Raw genomic sequence first — 14,930 nt, forward strand, 5'->3', positions numbered from 1 at the left:
CTCCCTTGAGTGACATGCCACGGGCCGGGGGGCAATCCGGGTCCGGGGGCACGCAAGGTGCGGTAACAGGGAGGACCCGTCGTCGTGAGCAGCAGGCCATCCCGAGGCGCTGCTCGCCTCGCAGCCATACTCGACGCCCTGCCCGATGCGCTGCTACTCGTCAACGCCAACGGCACGGTGGTCAACGCCAACACCATCGCGCTCGACACGTTCGAGGCGCCGGGTACGGCACTTGTGGGGCGGGGGCTGCTCGACCTCCTGCCCGCATTCGACTCGCGGCTGATCCCGGGTTCGATGCGCCGGCCCGACGCGGCCGACGAGCTCGGGCGGACCAAGCCGAAGCGGATGACCGCGCGGCGGACCGACGGCAGTGAGCTGCCCGTCGAGGTGACCAGCGCGAATCTGGACGGACGTCAGGCGTACGAGAGCCAGGGCCAGGGTGCCTGGGGCGACGAGCTGTTGATGCTCGTCGTACGGGATCTGTCCGGGACGGTCGACACCGAGGCCGAGCTGGCGCGTTCGCAGCGGCAGACGGAAATGATCCTGCGGGCCGCCGCGGAAGGCGTGGTCGGCACGGACACGGAGGGGCGGGTCGTTCTCGTCAATCCGGCCGCGGCGCAGATCCTCGGCTACCGGGCGAGCGATCTCGGCGGCAAGGAGCTGCACGCGCTGGTGCAGCACTCGCGCCCGGACGGTGAGCCCTTCCCGTACGAGGAGAGCCCGCTCGCCGACACCCTGCGTTCCGGCCGCAAGCACCGCGTGCGCGGGCAGGTCCTGTGGGCGAAGGACGGCAAGCCGGTCGCCGTGGATCTGACCACCGCTCCCGTACGGGACGGGGATCAGCTGGTCGGTGCGGTGCTCGCGTTCACCGACCGGCGGGCCTATGACGCGCTGCAGGCGCAGCTCGACGAGCAGCGGGTCGAGGCGCAGGAGAAGTTCGAGGCGTTCGAGGCGAGCGAGCGCGAGCGGTACGCCGAGCTGGAGTCGCGGGCGCGCGAGCGCTACGCGGATCTGCAGGAGCGGGAAGCCGCGCGCTACGAGCAGCTCGCCGAACGGGAGCGGGAGCGCTACGAGGCGCTCGCCTCGCGCCATGCCCAGCTGCTCGCCGTGCTCGGGGAGTCGCTGCGCGGACCCCTTGAGCATCTGCGCGGTGAGCTCGGCACGCTCGCCGCCGACCCGGCCGGCCAGCTGTGGCCCGAGGCGAACCAGATCCTGCACCACCTGGCCGCCGGCTACACGCGGATGACGACGCTCGTCGACAACGTCCTGAATTACCAGCTGCTCGACGACGGTTCGCACTCGCTGCACAAGGTGCCCGCGCTGCTCGACCGCGTGGTGACCGCCGGTGTCGAGGGTGCGGTGGATCTGATCGGGCCAGGCCGTGCCCAGTTCGCGGTGCACGCGCCGCCGATCGAGGCCGAGGTGGACGCCGGGCGGCTCGCCACGGCGCTCGCGCATCTGATCGCGGACGTGGCCGGGATCGACTCGACGGGCAATGCGCGGGCCGCGGATCCGTCGGCCGGTTATGTGGACTCCACGATCGTGGTGGCCGCCGCGCAGCGCGGTGATGTCGTACGGATCGAGGTCCGCGGGCCGTACGCGGGCGGCGATCCCGTGCACGCGCCGCTGGTGGCGGGCATCGTGCGGGCGCACGGCGGTGTGCTGCAGACGCATGAGGTGCCGGGGATGGGCGGCAGCGCTTTCGTCCTGGAAGTGCCGATCGGGTCGGGCGCGGGGACCGTCGAGGCGGTGCCCGCGGGCAGCGAATTGGCGCTGCCCGAGCAGGCCCCGGGTGCGGATACGGGCGCGGGTGCCACGGCGGACCCGGGCACGTCCGGGTCCGGTGGGCGGCGGCGTGCGCGGCGGTCGTCCGTGGATTCCTTCCTCGACAACGGGCTCACGGGCAACGGGCATACGGACAGCGGGCATGCGGACAGCGGGCTCACCGGGCCTTCGGGCCGCCCTTCGGACGGCCCGGGCGTCACTGAGCCGGCGTCCGCGCCGACCGGCCGGCGGCGCCGGCGTGCCGCCGCGGCGGAGGCGGCCGAGGCCGAGCGGGTGCCCGCGCAGAATTCCGCGGACTCGGACGGCGGCGGGATCGCGCTGCCCGGCGGTGCCCCCGTTGCCGTGTCCGAAGGGGCCGGGATCTCCGTGTCCGGTGGCGGTGGAGGTACCGGGCGCCGACGTCGTACGGGCAACCCGTCCGGCAGCGGCGAGGACAGGAGCGCGGCCGGAGCCCAGCAGGGCGCGGCGGCGGTCGGCGCGGCCGAGGTTCCACAGGGCTCCGTGGTGACCGCGGCCGAGCATGCCGCAGGGGCGCCCGCGGGCGCCCCTGGTCTCGGCGCCACCGTGCCGCCGCAGGGCATGCCCGCGGGCGAGAACGCGGCGCCGACGGGCCGAAGGGCGCGGCGCGAGGCGGCCGTTGCCGCTCTGCCGCCGGCCGGTACGGGGGACGGCGAGGCGCCCGTCGAGGCACGGCCGACCGGGCGGCGCCGCAGGGCGCTGGCCGCGGCCGCCGAACGGGCCGCGGCGGAGGAGGCGGGCACCGGACGTACGGCGTTCGCGCTGCCGCCCGCCGAGGCGGACCGGGCGCCGGGCGCGACGGGCGAGGCGACCGTGCTCGACGAGACCGCGCCCGCGCATCCCTACGACAACGCGGGTGCGCATCCGCACGACGACCTCGGCGCGCAGTCGCACGACGCGATGTACGCGAGCGGCCTGGCGATGCCGGCGGCCGGGCACACGCCCGCGCAGCCGCATCCGGTGGATGCGCCCAGTGGGCGGCGCCGGGCGCGTCCGGCCGCGGAACCCCTGCCCGTACCGGAGCAGACGTCCCCGGCTGCCGGGACCGTCCCCGCGACAGAAGCCGTCTCCGCGCAGACGCCGGTCCCTGGCACGGAAGCTGTGCCCGGGCAGACGCCGATGCCCGTGACGGAAGCTCTGCCCGGGCAGACGCCGCTCCCCGCACCGGACGCTGCACCTGGGCAGGCACCGATCCCCGTGACGGGAGCCGTCGCCGAGCAGTCGTCGATGCCCGCACCGGAGGCCGCCGCCGAGCAGGCGGCGGCGCCCGTGGCGGACGGGGACTCCGGGCCCCGACCGACCGCACCCCTGCCGCCCGAGCAGCACCACCCCGGTGACGCACCGCAGCCCGCCGGGAGCACCGGCCACGCGCTGCAGGCGCCGGGCGAGCCGGCCGGCCCGCGCAGCGCGCAGCCGCTGCCGGCCGAGACGGCCGCGGACAGCAACTCCTCGCAGGGGCGCGGCTTCAGCGTGCGCACGCTCGGGCAGGGTGTGCCGTTCGCGCAGCACTTCGCCGAGCAGCAGCGTCTGCCCGGGCTGCCGCCGCTGCCGTCCGCGCGCTCGGGGCAGAGCCTCGGCGGGCAGGCGCCGGCCGGATCCGGGCGGCGGCGCAAGCTGGGTACGCCGCCGGACCCGCGCAACACCGAGCGGAACGCGGAACAGAGCGCAGGGCGGGGCACGGGCACCGAGGCCCGGACGGATACGGGCACCACCGCGGGTGCGCAGGCGCATCCGCAGGCAGGTACGCCGCCGCGCACGGACCCGTCCGTACCGGATCCCCGGAGTGCGGCCGAGGCCGCGCCGCCGTCATCGCCGCAGCACCCGGACGCTTCCGTGGTGGCGGCTCAGACCCCCGCGGTGCAGCCGCCTTCTGCCGCCTCCCAGCCCCTCTCCGTATCGCAGCCCCTGCCGCCCGCGCAGCCGGACCGCAGCGAGGGCCGGGGCCGCGCCTACGCGATAGACGCACCCGCCGACGGCGCCGAGGGCCCGCAGGCGCTCGACGGTCCCGGCGGTGCGGTCGAGGTGGCGAACCGGCCGCAACCGCTGCCGGTGGACGACGAGTTGCCCCCGGAGCCGCTGGACAACCCGCGCCGGCTCCTGGTGTGGCCCGCGCCCGATGTCTCCACGCAGCAGGCGCTGAGCGACCGGGGCTACCGGCCCGTGATCGTGCACTCGCGCGAGGAGGTGGACGCGCAGATCGCGGCGTTCCCCGCCGCGCTGTTCGTCGACCCGCTGACCGGGCCGATCACGCGGACCGCGCTGCAGGCGCTGCGTCAGGCGGCGGTCGCGGCCGAGGTGCCGGTCCTGGTGACGGCCGGGCTCGGCCAGGCCTCGCGTGAGGCGGCCTACGGCGCCGATCCCGCCGTACTGCTCAAGGCACTTGCTCCGCGGGACAGCGAGCAGCATCCGCCGCGGGTGCTGCTCATCGAGGAGCACGAGGAGATCGCCCTCGCGCTGACGGCCTCGCTCGAACGGCGCGGCATGCAGGTGGCGCGGGCCGCTTCGGATGCCGACGCGGTGACGCTCGCGACGCAGATGCGGCCGAACCTCGTGGTGATGGACCTCATGCAGGTACGTCGCCGGCGCGCCGGGATCGTCGACTGGCTGCGGGCGAACGGGCAGCTCAACCGCACGCCGCTGGTGGTCTACACGGCGGCCGTGGACCAGTCGGATCTGCCGAAGCTGGCATCGGGGGAGACGGTGCTCTTCCTGGCGGAGCGGTCGACGAGCGTCGAGGTGCAGACGCGGATCGTGGATCTGCTCGCCAAGATCGGCACCAACTAGCCGTACGTACAACGCAGTCGGGCCCGGGTCGCACGCGATGTTTCACGTGAAACCCGGGCCCGACGCCGCGTAACGGGAGCTACATCAGCTCGACGATCTCCAGCTCACCTTCCGCGTACTGCTTGCGGATCACCTTCTTGTCGAACTTGCCGACGCTCGTCTTCGGCACCGCCTCCACGATCGACCACCGCTCCGGCAGCTGCCACTTGGCGATCTTCGTGGCCAGGAAGTCCTTGAGCTGGGCGAAGTCGGTGGACGCGCCCTCCTTCAACACCACGGTGGCGAGCGGCCGTTCACCCCACTTCTTGTCGGGTACGGCCACGACCGCGGCCTCGGCGACCTCGGGGTGCGACATCAGGGCGTTCTCCAGCTCGACGGACGAGATCCACTCGCCGCCGGACTTGATGACGTCCTTCGCGCGGTCGGTCAGGGTCAGGAAGCCGTCGGCGCTGATGACGCCGACGTCGCCGGTCTTGAGCCAGCCGTCCTCGCTGAACTTGTCCTCGGGGCGGAAGTTCTCCCCGCCCGCACCGCCGTAGTACGAGCCCGCGATCCACGGTCCACGCACCTCGAGCTCACCGGCGGACTGGCCGTCCCACGGCAGGAACTCACCGGCCGGGCCGACGAGGCGGGCTTCTACGCCCGCGGGGAAACGGCCCTGCGTGAGCCGGTACGCCATCTCCTCCTCCGTACCGACCACGTTGGCCGGCGGGCGGGCGACCGTGCCGAGCGGCGAGGTCTCCGTCATGCCCCAGGCGTGGCAGACGGTGGCGCCGAGCTTGTCGAAGGCCTCCATCAGGGCGGGCGGACAGGCCGAGCCGCCGATGGTCACCTGCTTCATGCAGCTGATGTCCCGCGGCCGCTGCTGGAGTTCACCGAGCAGGCCCTGCCAGATGGTGGGCACGGCGGCGGCGTGCGTGGGCTGCTCGCGCTCGATCATCTCGGCGAGCGGGGCGGGCTGCAGGAAGCGGTCCGGCATCAGCATGTTCACGCCGGTCATGAAGACGCCGTGCGGCAGCCCCCAGGCGTTGACGTGGAACTGGGGCACCACGATCAGGCTGGTGTCCTGGTCGGTCAGACCCATCGACTGCGCCATGTTGACCTGCATCGAGTGCAGGTAGATGGAACGGTGCGAGTAGACGACACCCTTCGGGTCACCGGTGGTGCCGGAGGTGTAGCACATGGCCGCGGCCTGGCGCTCGTCGATCTCCGGCCAGTCGTACGAGGTCGGCTTGCCCGCGAGGAGCTCCTCGTACTCGTGCACCTGGACGCTCGCCCCGTCGAGCAGCGAACGGTCGCCCGGGCCGCTGACCACGACGTGCTCGATGGGCGCGAGGTGCGGCAGGAGCGGGGCGAGCAGGGGGAGCAGCGAACCGTTGACGAGGACGACACGGTCGGCCGCGTGGTTCACGATCCACGCCAACTGCTCCGGAGGAAGGCGCAGGTTGAGCGTGTGCAGCACCGCGCCCATGGAGGGGATGGCGAAGTACGCCTCGACGTGCTCGGCGTTGTTCCACATCAGCGTGCCCAAAGCACTTCCGGGCTCGACGCCGAGGTCATCACGGAGTGCGTGCGCGAGCTGTGCGGCGCGGTCGCCGATCTCGGCGAACGTACGGCGGTGGGGCTCCGCCTCGCCGGTCCACGTGGTCACGGTCGACTGACCGTGGATCCTGCGACCGTGTTCCAGAATCCGGCTGACCGTCAGCGGTACGTCCTGCATCGTGCTCTGCACAGCAATCCCTCCCGGTGGGCGCCGTCGCCACATCGCGACGAGTGGGATGATTCTGCGCACGTACCGCGTGGTATGTCACTACCTCTCGGTAGCTTCGATCCTCGTGGTTGGTTGCGGGGCCGGCCACGGGTCGGGCTCCCACACGGGGTGAATGGCTATTTCGTGGTTCTCGTTCCCGGCGCCGTGCCGGGTGATGGCCACTCTTCGGATGAGCTTGCGCAGCATCATGTTCCGCCCGCGGGTGTCGAGGGTGTCCCACTCCTCGACTGTGCCGATCACCAGCGGTATGAACTCGGCGCGGTCTGGCAGGGGCTCGGTCTCGGGGATGCTGTCGAGTAGTGCCTGTGCCTCTCTGCGCTTTTCGCGGATGAGGTCTGCGGCCTCTTCGTACTCGCCTGGCCCGAAGTCGTCCGGGTTGGCCGCGTGCTCGGCGCGGAGTCGTGCGAGTGCCGTGCGCTGCTTGTCGATCTCGGCCTGTGTGCGGGCGCGGGCGGCGATGTTTGCGGCTTGCTCGGCGGCGAGGTCGCGTTCGGGGCCGTGGTGTGCGGTCGAGGGTGCTGCGTCGATGCCTTCGGCGGCCACGCGTGTGAGCCAGCGGAAGACCTCGTTTTCCACTTCGGTGCGGTGGATGAGGATGCCGTCGCATGCGGTGGCGCCTGCTTTGGCGCGCAGGCTGCATCGGTAGGCGAATCCTGGCTCGTTGCGTCCGTTGCGTCGGGCGGCGTTGAGTGCGGTTCCGAGTTTGCAGCCGGAGCATTTGACCAGGCTGGTCAGTTCGTAGATGCCGGTCCGGGAGCGTGGGACGGTTTCTCGGACTTCCTTGCGGCGCTGTAGGTAGGCCTGCCACAGGTCGAAGTCGATCAGTTCCTCTTGCGCGCCTTGGATGTAGATGCGGTTGCGGCAGTGGCCGTCGGTCTTGCGGCAGCGGCATTCGGGGTTGTGGACGCGGAGCAGGCCGGCGGCAAAGCCGCTGTCCATGTAGCGGCTGAGGGTTTCGGTGTGCCACAGGCGGCCCTGTGTGGTGCGGTGTCCGGCGCGGTTGAGTTTGCCGCACAGGATGCTGAAGCCGTCGCCGGCGACGTAGTCGCGGTAGAGGTCGGCGACGACGGGGCCGAGGTCGGGGTCGGCTTCGTATCGCTCCTTTTGGAGCGTGCCCGTTGCGGGGTCGTAGCGGCGGTGCCAGATGTACCCGAAGCGTCGGCGACCGTGGGCGGGCAACTGGAGTTTGTAGCGGCGGTGGTCGTGGGTCTCGCGCCACTGCTCGCCGGCGCGGTCGCTTTCGAAGGCGCCGAATTCGAGGATCATCCCGCGTTGGAACCGGCCGATGGCGGTCGAGGCGTCGACGGGTTCGGTCGCGGACTCCAGTTCGCCGCCAGCCTGTTGCAGCCTGGCGAGGTTCATCGCGTTGCCGGTGCGGTCGCGGCCGAAGCGTGAGTAGCGCCAGACGGCTACGCCTCGGGCTTGGCCCGCCTCGACGCTCTCGATGCATTTCATGATCTTGCGTTTGAAGTGGCGCCCGGATACGTCGAGGTCTTCGACCCATGCGACGATGCGGCGCCCTGTGCGCTTGGCCCATTGGGCGATTGCGTCCCGTTGCAGCTCGGGGCTGATCTTCTCTTCTTTCCAGGTGGATACCCGGATGTACCCGATGAAGGGTTCGAGGTCGCCCGCGTCCGAAGCGTCGATGTCGAGGCCTTCGAACGCGGACTCGTCGAGCCCCTTTCTGATCTCTCGTGGCATGTGCCCCCCCTTGGTCAGGGGAGCGACGGCCTGTCCGTCACTTCCCCATGGTTCGTGCCGTGAGGTGGGCGGCGGTGTCGGTGTGTGACGCCGTGAGTCGTGCGAGGGCGTCGCGTTCGCCGAGCATGTATGCCGCCATCGTGATCTTGAGGTTGTGTGCGTCGATGCGGGCGCGGACTGTTCGTGTCACGTAGGCGCCCGTGGGGAGGGCGACGGCGATCGTTGCGAGGGCGGCGCCGATGATGAGGGGCGCTTTTCGCCTTCGGGTGATGCCGGTTGTGATGCGGTAGAGCGCGGCGACGCCGATTGGGACGGGGCGAGTCTCGTCCGGTTGGCGACGGTGGTTGACGTGCACGTTCCTCCCCTTGCTTGCCTTGCCTAGTGGCTGGCACCCCCCCTGAGGCGCCGTACCCATGCGGTGAACAGGTCTTTGTCCTCGCCCGTGATCCCGAGGCCGTCGGCGGCTTCCTCTGGTGTGAGGCTGCCGCGGGGCGGCGCGGTGGGGGCGCCGGGGGCGGGGAGGTCTGTTTCAGCGACCCGGCCGGACCGGATCAGCAGCTCGCGCAGGTCGATGGCAAGGTGTCGGGACAGGGCGGTCAACAGGCCGATGTCCGGTTTTCCTTGGCCTCGGAGCAGTCGGGAAATGCTCGACTGGGAGACGCCCAGCTCGGCGCCGAGGCGGGTCTGTACGCCTGCGCGTGGGTCGTCTACGTCGTAATCACTCTTTCTCAGCTCCTCCGCTAGCCATGTGCGGAACGCCTGGGCGTCCGCGTCGGGTCGGTTGGTCTCCTTCGGCATGCGCGCATGCTAACCGTCATGCGCGCATGCATGCCATGCGTTGCTGAATATTGACCTACTTCGGCCGTCAGCACGCTTCGTCGGGGTCGTTTCGCCACTCTGAGACCTGCACTATACGCGGACCGTCGCCATCAGTCGCACATCCATTCGATATATGCCGGAGACAAGTTCCAGCTATGCACGCTTGCATAGATCGAAGTGGCGACCTATCGTCCATCCATCCGCGCATAGCCGTTATGCGTGAACAGATGGAGGGGGCTTGTGTGTCGCTCGTCATCTTCCGGCGCGCCCGCTACGAGGAGTTGGCCGCGCGCAGCGGACACCACCGCATCACCGACCGCGCCAACGCTCTTGGCGTGGACGGAGCCACGATCTACCGCCTGATCGGCGGGAAGCACGTCCCGACCCTGCACACGGTGCTGCGTATCGCAGCGACCTACGGCGTCGCCGTCGAGGACCTGGTCGCCCTGTCCGAGAAGGAGGCCCAGGCATGACGCGTGCCGTCATCCCCAAGGCGCAGGCCTTCGCGAACGCGCGCGCCGCCCTGGACGCCGCACGGGCCCGCCGGGACTCGATGCCGATCCGCGCCGCCGCCGAGGCAGCAGCGGCCGGCAGCCGGCTGAGCGCCGACGAAATCGAGCTGATCATCCGCCGCCTGCGACGCCAGGCACAGAGCGCGCACCCCGACCTCACCGCCCGCCCGGCTGCGGCCTGATCAGGAGGGACCGCATGATTCACGCCCAGCTGACCCCCGACGGGGCCGCGGTGCGCCTGCCGCTTCTCGACCGCGCCGCGCGCCTGCTCGACGACCTCGCCCTCGCCTACGCCGAAGCACCCGAGGCCGTCGCCGCGCTGCTCGGCGTCCACGCCCACGGAGTCGCCCGGCTCGCGCACGCGACCGGCGACCCGGACATGCCCGAGCACGAGCGCGCCATCCGCGCCGCCGAGGCCGACGGATCACGCGAGGCCCTGCTCGACGAGTGCCCCGTCGCCGATCACCTCGACGTCCTGCTCGAACCGGCCGCCGCCCGCCGTCTCGCCAGCCAGCTGAACCACCACGCCGCCAGCGCCGCCGACAACCGGAGTGCCGCAGCATGACCAGCCCCGTACCCGAGACCACACCCCGTATCGAGACGGCCTATGTGCCCGCTCCCGACGGAGCACCCGCGGACGCTCCCCGGATCTTTCAGGTGATCCACGGAGTCATGCGCGAGGTGATGCCCGTCGCCAAGGGACAGCGCAACACCCAGCAGAACTACAGCTTCCGGGGCGTCGACGACGCGATGTCCGCCATGGCCGGCCCAATGCGCGCGCACGGCTGTTTCATCGCGCCCGAGGTCATCGAGCACCGGCAGCGCCCGCGCGGCGACAAGGGCACGCACACCGTCGTGACGATGCTGTTCCGCGTCTTCGGCCCAGCCGGTGACTGCCTGCTCGTCACCGTGCCGGGTGAGGCCATGGACATGGGCGACAAGAGCACGAACAAGGCGATGTCCGCCGCGCTCAAGTACATGTTGTTTCAGGTCTTCATGATCCCCATCGACGCGCGTTCGATCGACGACGGCGACCGGGACGCCCCTGCCGTCAACAACGCCCCGCGCCAGCAGCAGAGCAAGCACCAGCCGCGCCGTGCGAAGCGACCGCGCCGCGACTACCTCGCCGAGGCCCGTAAGGCGCCCTCCCCCGAGGCATTCGCGAAGGTGCGCGCCGCGGCCGTCGCCGACGGCGCCCCCGCCGAGTACGTCGCACAGCTCGACCAGGTCGACGCGAGCAAGCGCCGCGCAGCCGCCGAGCAGCGGCCACAGGCGCCCGCCGGCGAGGAACACGGGGCCGCGATGGGCGAGCTGTTCGACGCCGCGCGCAGCGCGGGGGTGACCGATCGCGCCGAGGTCGAGCAGCTGGTCGCCGCGCGCCACGGCGTGAAGCCGGCCGAGGCCACGCTCGAGCAGCTGCGCGAGATGCGCGACGACCTGCTCGACGCGGCGAGAGGAGCGCGCGCATGACCGCCGAGCAGCCGGTCGAGTCACTGCGGGACCTCGCCACGCAGGCCGCAGTGTTGAAGCTGCTCGCGGAACGGGTGGCCGCCGAGCAGAAGGTCGTGCGGGCCCGGACGCAGCGCGCCCTCGACGCGGCGCAAAAGCGCGACGGAACCGAGCGCGTCGGCGCTTTTCTCCCCGGCGGCGAGCAGGTCGCCACGATCGCGATACGCAAGGGCGAGACGGGGCCTGTCGTCGAGGACGAGGAAGCCCTCGCCCGATGGGTGCGCCAGCAGTGGCCAGGCGAAGAGTGGACCGAGACGCGCATCGTGCGCACGGTCAAGGCATGGAAGCTCGCCGAACTGCTCGGCGAGATGGGCGCCGCCGGCGCCGCGAAGCTGGTCGACAAGGTCACCGGTGAAGTTCTCGACGTGCCGGGCGTCGCCATCAAGCCGACGCGTGCCCGTACGCACGGCATCACGTGGCGTACCGGCGGGAAGGCGGCGACGGCCGACGCGTGGCGCACGGGCGCCCTCGCCGGGCAGTTGGCCGCGCTTACCGCGGAGGTCGAGCAGTGAGCGCCCGGGCCCCCGAGGTGAGGCTCACCCGCACGCGCCGGCTGCTCGATGCGCCGCCGGTCAAGCACGTGCCTGGGCAGCTCGCCGTCGAGGTCGAGCCCCCGCTCGTCGAGGACGCACCGCCGCGCGTGTGCCAGCACGGCAACCCGCGATGCGGCGCCGTTCCCGTCCGGCCGTATCCGTGTGGGTTGCGGTGCGAGGAGCACCAACCAGCCCGTACCCGCCCCTACTTCCGCGCCGCGTGAGCCCGCACCGATCCGGACAGGAGAACAACCCCCGTGCCATGGTTCAAGGTTGACGACACCGCCCACGCGCACCCCAAGTTGCTCAAGGCCGGTAATGCCGCGCTTGGCCTGTGGGTTCGTGCCGGCGCCTACGCTGCTCAGCACCTCACCGAGGGCGTAGTACCGGGCGTCGTCGCCCAGCTGTACGGCACCGCCCCGCAGGCTCGAAAGCTGCTCGCGGCCGGCCTGTGGCACGCATCCGGCCACGACTGTTCGCGGTGTGTGCAGCCTGCGGCCGGCGACTACGTGATGCACGACTTCCTGATCTACAACCCCAGTCGGGCGCGCGTCGAGGACGACCGCGCACGGGCCGCCGAGCGCCAGCAGCGGGCCCGCGAACGCGCCGCCGAACAGCGGACCCAGGAGCGTAATCCGCTCGATTCGTCGGCCAATCGTCTGCGAATCGAGGACGATTCGAGGCCGGAAAGTCGCGAACCGTCTGCGAATCAGATCGAGTTTCCGGACGACATCCCAGGTCAAAGGGACCTGTCACAGCGTGACGGAGCCAGCCCGTCACGGTCCCCCCGTCCCGACCCGACCCGTCCCGCTGTACCTCCTGCGGAGGTACAGCTAGCTAGCTACGGCTCGACGCCTGCCGTCCCGGTGAACTGTCGACCGTTGCGGGACGCGCTCACCGCGGCCGGCGTCGTCGTCGAGTGGTCCCTAGCCGAGGCCGATTGGTTCCGCCTCGAGGCGATCGTCAAGCGGACCGCCGTCGGCGCCCTGGTCGACCACGCCCGCGAGCAGTGGCGCCGCGCCCGCTCTCGCCCGCGCTCCGTGCGGTACTTCCTGCCCGGCTGGACCGCGCTTCCCCCGGTACCCGCCGGCGCCCCGACCTCGCCCAGCGCGGACGTGATCCCCCTCGACGCCGCTCGCCCGGGCCGCGTGCAGCGCGCCGCCGACCTGTTCCGTACGGCCGCCCTCGACGACGTGAAGGAGTCCGCCCAGTGAACCGGCCCGAAGTTGCTGCCCTGCTCGCCTACGCCGTGCGCCTCGACCCGCGCAGTGCCCCCACTGATCAGGCCGCCGCCGACGAAGTGCTCGACCAGTGGGCCGACCTGCTCGCCGACGTTCCGCCGAGCGCCCCGCACCCGACCGGCCGCAGCTGGGATGCCGCACAGGTAGTGCGCCACCACATCGCAACCAGCCCGTACCCGATCAAGCCGTCGGACGTGTCCCGGCCGTGGCACGATTTCCGCCGCGACGTCGTCGACCGCCACCACGACCCCGTTCCCGCGGCCAACCCCGATGATCCGGCCGCCTACCGGGCCGAACTGCTCGGCACCCGGCACGCCGTCGCCATCGGCGCCGTTTCGGCCGCCACGTTCCGCGAGCTGACCGGCACAAGTCGCGAGCAACGCGAGCACGTTGCGGCCGAACGCCTTGCCGCCCTCGGCGACTACGTGCCCCGGACCGTGCGCGACGCCCTCACCGCGTACCGGCCGCGCCGCGCTGAGCGGGAACGCCTCGCCGTCGAGGGCCTGCCGGACCCGCTCGACGTGCCGTGCCCGTACGAGCAGTGCCGTGCCCGCACAGGCGAGCCGTGCGTCAACTACCGGCGCACCCCGCGCAGTTCGGCGCACCCCTCGCGCCTCGATCTCGCCACCGGCAAACAGCAAGACAGGGCAGCTCACGCCCTCTAATATCCATGCATGCATAGCTAGTCATCGCGCATGCATGGCCGTTCGCTCGTACGTCTACGTCACGACGGAGGTACATCCCCATGCAACGGCCCACCCCTGCCGCCCGGTTCGCCGTCAAGGTGACCGCCTCGGGCCCCTGGTCGCTCCGCCGGAACTGCCCCGGCCCCTGCCACCTATGGAGCGGCAGTCAGAACGAGAAGGGCTACGGAACGTTCTGGCTCGACGGCCGCACGGTCAAAGCCCACCGCTACGCATTCGAGCAGGCCAACGGCCCCATACCCGCCGGCCTCGAGGTCGACCACCGATGCCGGCGCCGCGAATGCGTCGCCCCCGCCCACCTCGAGGCCGTTACCCACCGCACCAACATCCTCCGCTCGACCAACCACGTCGCCGCCCGAGCCGCCGTGACGCACTGCCCGGCCGGCCACCCCTACGACCAGGCGAACACCTACCGCGCACCGAACGGAACCCGGAAGTGCCGGGCGTGCAAGAACGCATCCGCCCGCGCCGCCCGCCGCCGCGCCCGCAAGGACCGCCTCGCCGTCGTCGCACCCATCCGCCCAACCATCCCCACCCTCGAAAGGGCCGCGTAATGAGTGGCGAGACCCCCATCACCATGACCGGCAACGTCGTTGCCGACCCCGAACTACGGTTCACCCCGGCCGGCGCCGCCGTCTGCAACTTCCGCATGGCCGCAACGCCCCGGAAGTTCAACCGGCAAACCAACGCATGGGAGGACGGCGAGCCGCTGTTCCTCGGCGTCGCCGTCTGGCGCCAGCAGGCCGAACACGTCGCCTCATCGGTCCTGCGCGGTATGCGCGTGATCGTCGTTGGCCACCTCACCCAGCGCCAGTACGAGGACCGCGAGGGCAAGACCCGTTCCTCGTACGAAATCCAGGCCGACGAGGTCGCCCCGTCCCTGCTCCGCGCAACCGCCGTCGTCACCAAGGCCAACGGCACACAGCAGGGCGCCCCACAGGCGTACGGCCAGCAGCCCGCCGGCGACCAGTGGGCGACGGGCGGATACGGCAACGAACCCGCGTACTGACCACGGCTCCGCAACCGGCGCGCGTCCGGTCGCGGGCCGCCCCGCGCGCGTGAGCAGCGCCTCGACCCTCTCGACCTGAGACAGGAGCACCGCCCCGTGACCCGCTTCCCCGCCGTCTCCCACGACACCCGCCATCCGACAGCCGCCGCGGATTGGGTGGCCGACGTACGCGACGCCCTCGCGTTCCACCACGGCGAGCAGCAGCCTGCCCTTCTCACGCTGCGCGACGTGTTGCTCGACGACGCACCGCGCACCCCTGAGCAGGCCCTCGCCGCCGCCCGTGTGCTGCTCGCCGCCCACACCCGCGAACTGTCCGTCCTCGCCCGGCAGCACACCGACGACTACCGCGACGAGCACGGCGTCAACCGCGGCACGCGCGGCCTGCTCACCGGCATGGCCCACATCCGCAGGCAGCTCGACGCGCACGCGATCACCCTCGACGGCGAGGCCGGCCTGTGAGCGACCTCGTATGGACGCTCGCCGTCCTCCTGTTCATCGCATCCTGTGTGCCCATGGCCCGATGGGCCTGCCGCGAGGACCCGGG

At 71.6% G+C, this 14,930-nt stretch carries 16 protein-coding genes; 12 read left to right on the forward strand and 4 right to left on the reverse strand.

Translation table 11 applies throughout. From position 1 onward, the window contains the following. Window positions 1-84 precede the first annotated feature (84 nt). Window positions 85-4,587 (forward strand): PAS domain-containing protein, encoded by a 4,503-nt coding sequence (locus tag H9Y04_RS15880; RefSeq protein ID WP_187814529.1) that lies wholly within the window; start codon window positions 85-87, stop codon window positions 4,585-4,587. A 79-nt stretch (window positions 4,588-4,666) separates the two neighbouring features. Here the strand turns inward: H9Y04_RS15880 and H9Y04_RS15885 are convergent, their stop codons facing one another. From H9Y04_RS15885 to H9Y04_RS15900, 4 genes are all read right to left on the reverse strand, one after another. Beyond that, window positions 4,667-6,319 (reverse strand): long-chain fatty acid--CoA ligase, encoded by a 1,653-nt coding sequence (locus H9Y04_RS15885; RefSeq protein WP_187814530.1) that lies wholly within the window; start codon window positions 6,317-6,319, stop codon window positions 4,667-4,669. 78 nt (window positions 6,320-6,397) lie between these two features. Beyond that, complete coding sequence (locus H9Y04_RS15890) at window positions 6,398-8,059, reverse strand: recombinase family protein (RefSeq protein WP_187814531.1); 1,662 nt, start codon at window positions 8,057-8,059, stop codon at window positions 6,398-6,400. A gap of 37 nt (window positions 8,060-8,096) precedes the next feature. Beyond that, complete coding sequence (locus H9Y04_RS15895; protein WP_187814532.1) at window positions 8,097-8,414, reverse strand: hypothetical protein; 318 nt, start codon at window positions 8,412-8,414, stop codon at window positions 8,097-8,099. Between the two features lie 23 nt (window positions 8,415-8,437). Beyond that, window positions 8,438-8,857: a helix-turn-helix domain-containing protein gene (locus tag H9Y04_RS15900; RefSeq protein WP_187814533.1), complete on the reverse strand. Its 420-nt coding sequence runs from the start codon at window positions 8,855-8,857 to the stop codon at window positions 8,438-8,440. A 263-nt stretch (window positions 8,858-9,120) separates the two neighbouring features. Between H9Y04_RS15900 and H9Y04_RS15905 the strand changes: the two genes are divergently transcribed. From H9Y04_RS15905 to H9Y04_RS15955, 11 genes are all read left to right on the forward strand, one after another. Continuing rightward, a complete protein-coding gene (locus H9Y04_RS15905; RefSeq protein WP_187814534.1) occupies window positions 9,121-9,351 on the forward strand; it encodes a helix-turn-helix transcriptional regulator in 231 nt (76 codons plus the stop codon). Further along, window positions 9,348-9,572: a hypothetical protein gene (locus H9Y04_RS15910; protein WP_187814535.1), complete on the forward strand. Its 225-nt coding sequence runs from the start codon at window positions 9,348-9,350 to the stop codon at window positions 9,570-9,572. The genes H9Y04_RS15905 and H9Y04_RS15910 overlap by 4 nt, the downstream gene beginning before the upstream one ends. A 14-nt stretch (window positions 9,573-9,586) precedes the next feature. Further along, window positions 9,587-9,955 carry a hypothetical protein gene (locus H9Y04_RS15915; RefSeq protein WP_187814536.1) on the forward strand — a complete coding sequence of 123 codons (369 nt, stop codon included), beginning with the start codon at window positions 9,587-9,589 and terminating at the stop codon, window positions 9,953-9,955. After that, window positions 9,952-10,860 (forward strand): ERF family protein, encoded by a 909-nt coding sequence (locus H9Y04_RS15920; protein ID WP_187814537.1) that lies wholly within the window; start codon window positions 9,952-9,954, stop codon window positions 10,858-10,860. Before H9Y04_RS15915 ends, H9Y04_RS15920 begins: the two co-directional genes overlap by 4 nt. After that, entirely contained in the window at window positions 10,857-11,411 is a 555-nt protein-coding gene (locus H9Y04_RS15925; RefSeq protein ID WP_187814538.1) for a hypothetical protein, read from the forward strand. The genes H9Y04_RS15920 and H9Y04_RS15925 overlap by 4 nt, the downstream gene beginning before the upstream one ends. Then, entirely contained in the window at window positions 11,408-11,656 is a 249-nt protein-coding gene (locus H9Y04_RS46140) for an aromatic ring-opening dioxygenase LigA (RefSeq protein WP_308800993.1), read from the forward strand. The genes H9Y04_RS15925 and H9Y04_RS46140 overlap by 4 nt, the downstream gene beginning before the upstream one ends. 33 nt (window positions 11,657-11,689) lie before the next feature. After that, window positions 11,690-12,646 (forward strand): mucin-2, encoded by a 957-nt coding sequence (locus tag H9Y04_RS15935; RefSeq protein WP_187814540.1) that lies wholly within the window; start codon window positions 11,690-11,692, stop codon window positions 12,644-12,646. Then, window positions 12,643-13,338 carry a zinc finger domain-containing protein gene (locus tag H9Y04_RS15940; protein WP_187814541.1) on the forward strand — a complete coding sequence of 232 codons (696 nt, stop codon included), beginning with the start codon at window positions 12,643-12,645 and terminating at the stop codon, window positions 13,336-13,338. The genes H9Y04_RS15935 and H9Y04_RS15940 overlap by 4 nt, the downstream gene beginning before the upstream one ends. A gap of 80 nt (window positions 13,339-13,418) precedes the next feature. Continuing rightward, entirely contained in the window at window positions 13,419-13,931 is a 513-nt protein-coding gene (locus H9Y04_RS15945) for an HNH endonuclease signature motif containing protein (protein ID WP_187814542.1), read from the forward strand. After that, window positions 13,931-14,386, forward strand: coding sequence for a single-stranded DNA-binding protein (gene ssb, locus H9Y04_RS15950; RefSeq protein ID WP_187814543.1), 456 nt, complete (start codon window positions 13,931-13,933; stop codon window positions 14,384-14,386). Before H9Y04_RS15945 ends, ssb begins: the two co-directional genes overlap by 1 nt. 96 nt (window positions 14,387-14,482) lie before the next feature. Beyond that, window positions 14,483-14,845, forward strand: a complete 363-nt coding sequence (locus tag H9Y04_RS15955) for a hypothetical protein (protein WP_187814544.1) — start codon at window positions 14,483-14,485, stop codon at window positions 14,843-14,845. Window positions 14,846-14,930: the final 85 nt, after the last annotated feature.

This window comes from Streptomyces polyasparticus (assembly GCF_014493765.1).
Lineage (GTDB): Bacteria > Actinomycetota > Actinomycetes > Streptomycetales > Streptomycetaceae > Streptomyces > Streptomyces polyasparticus.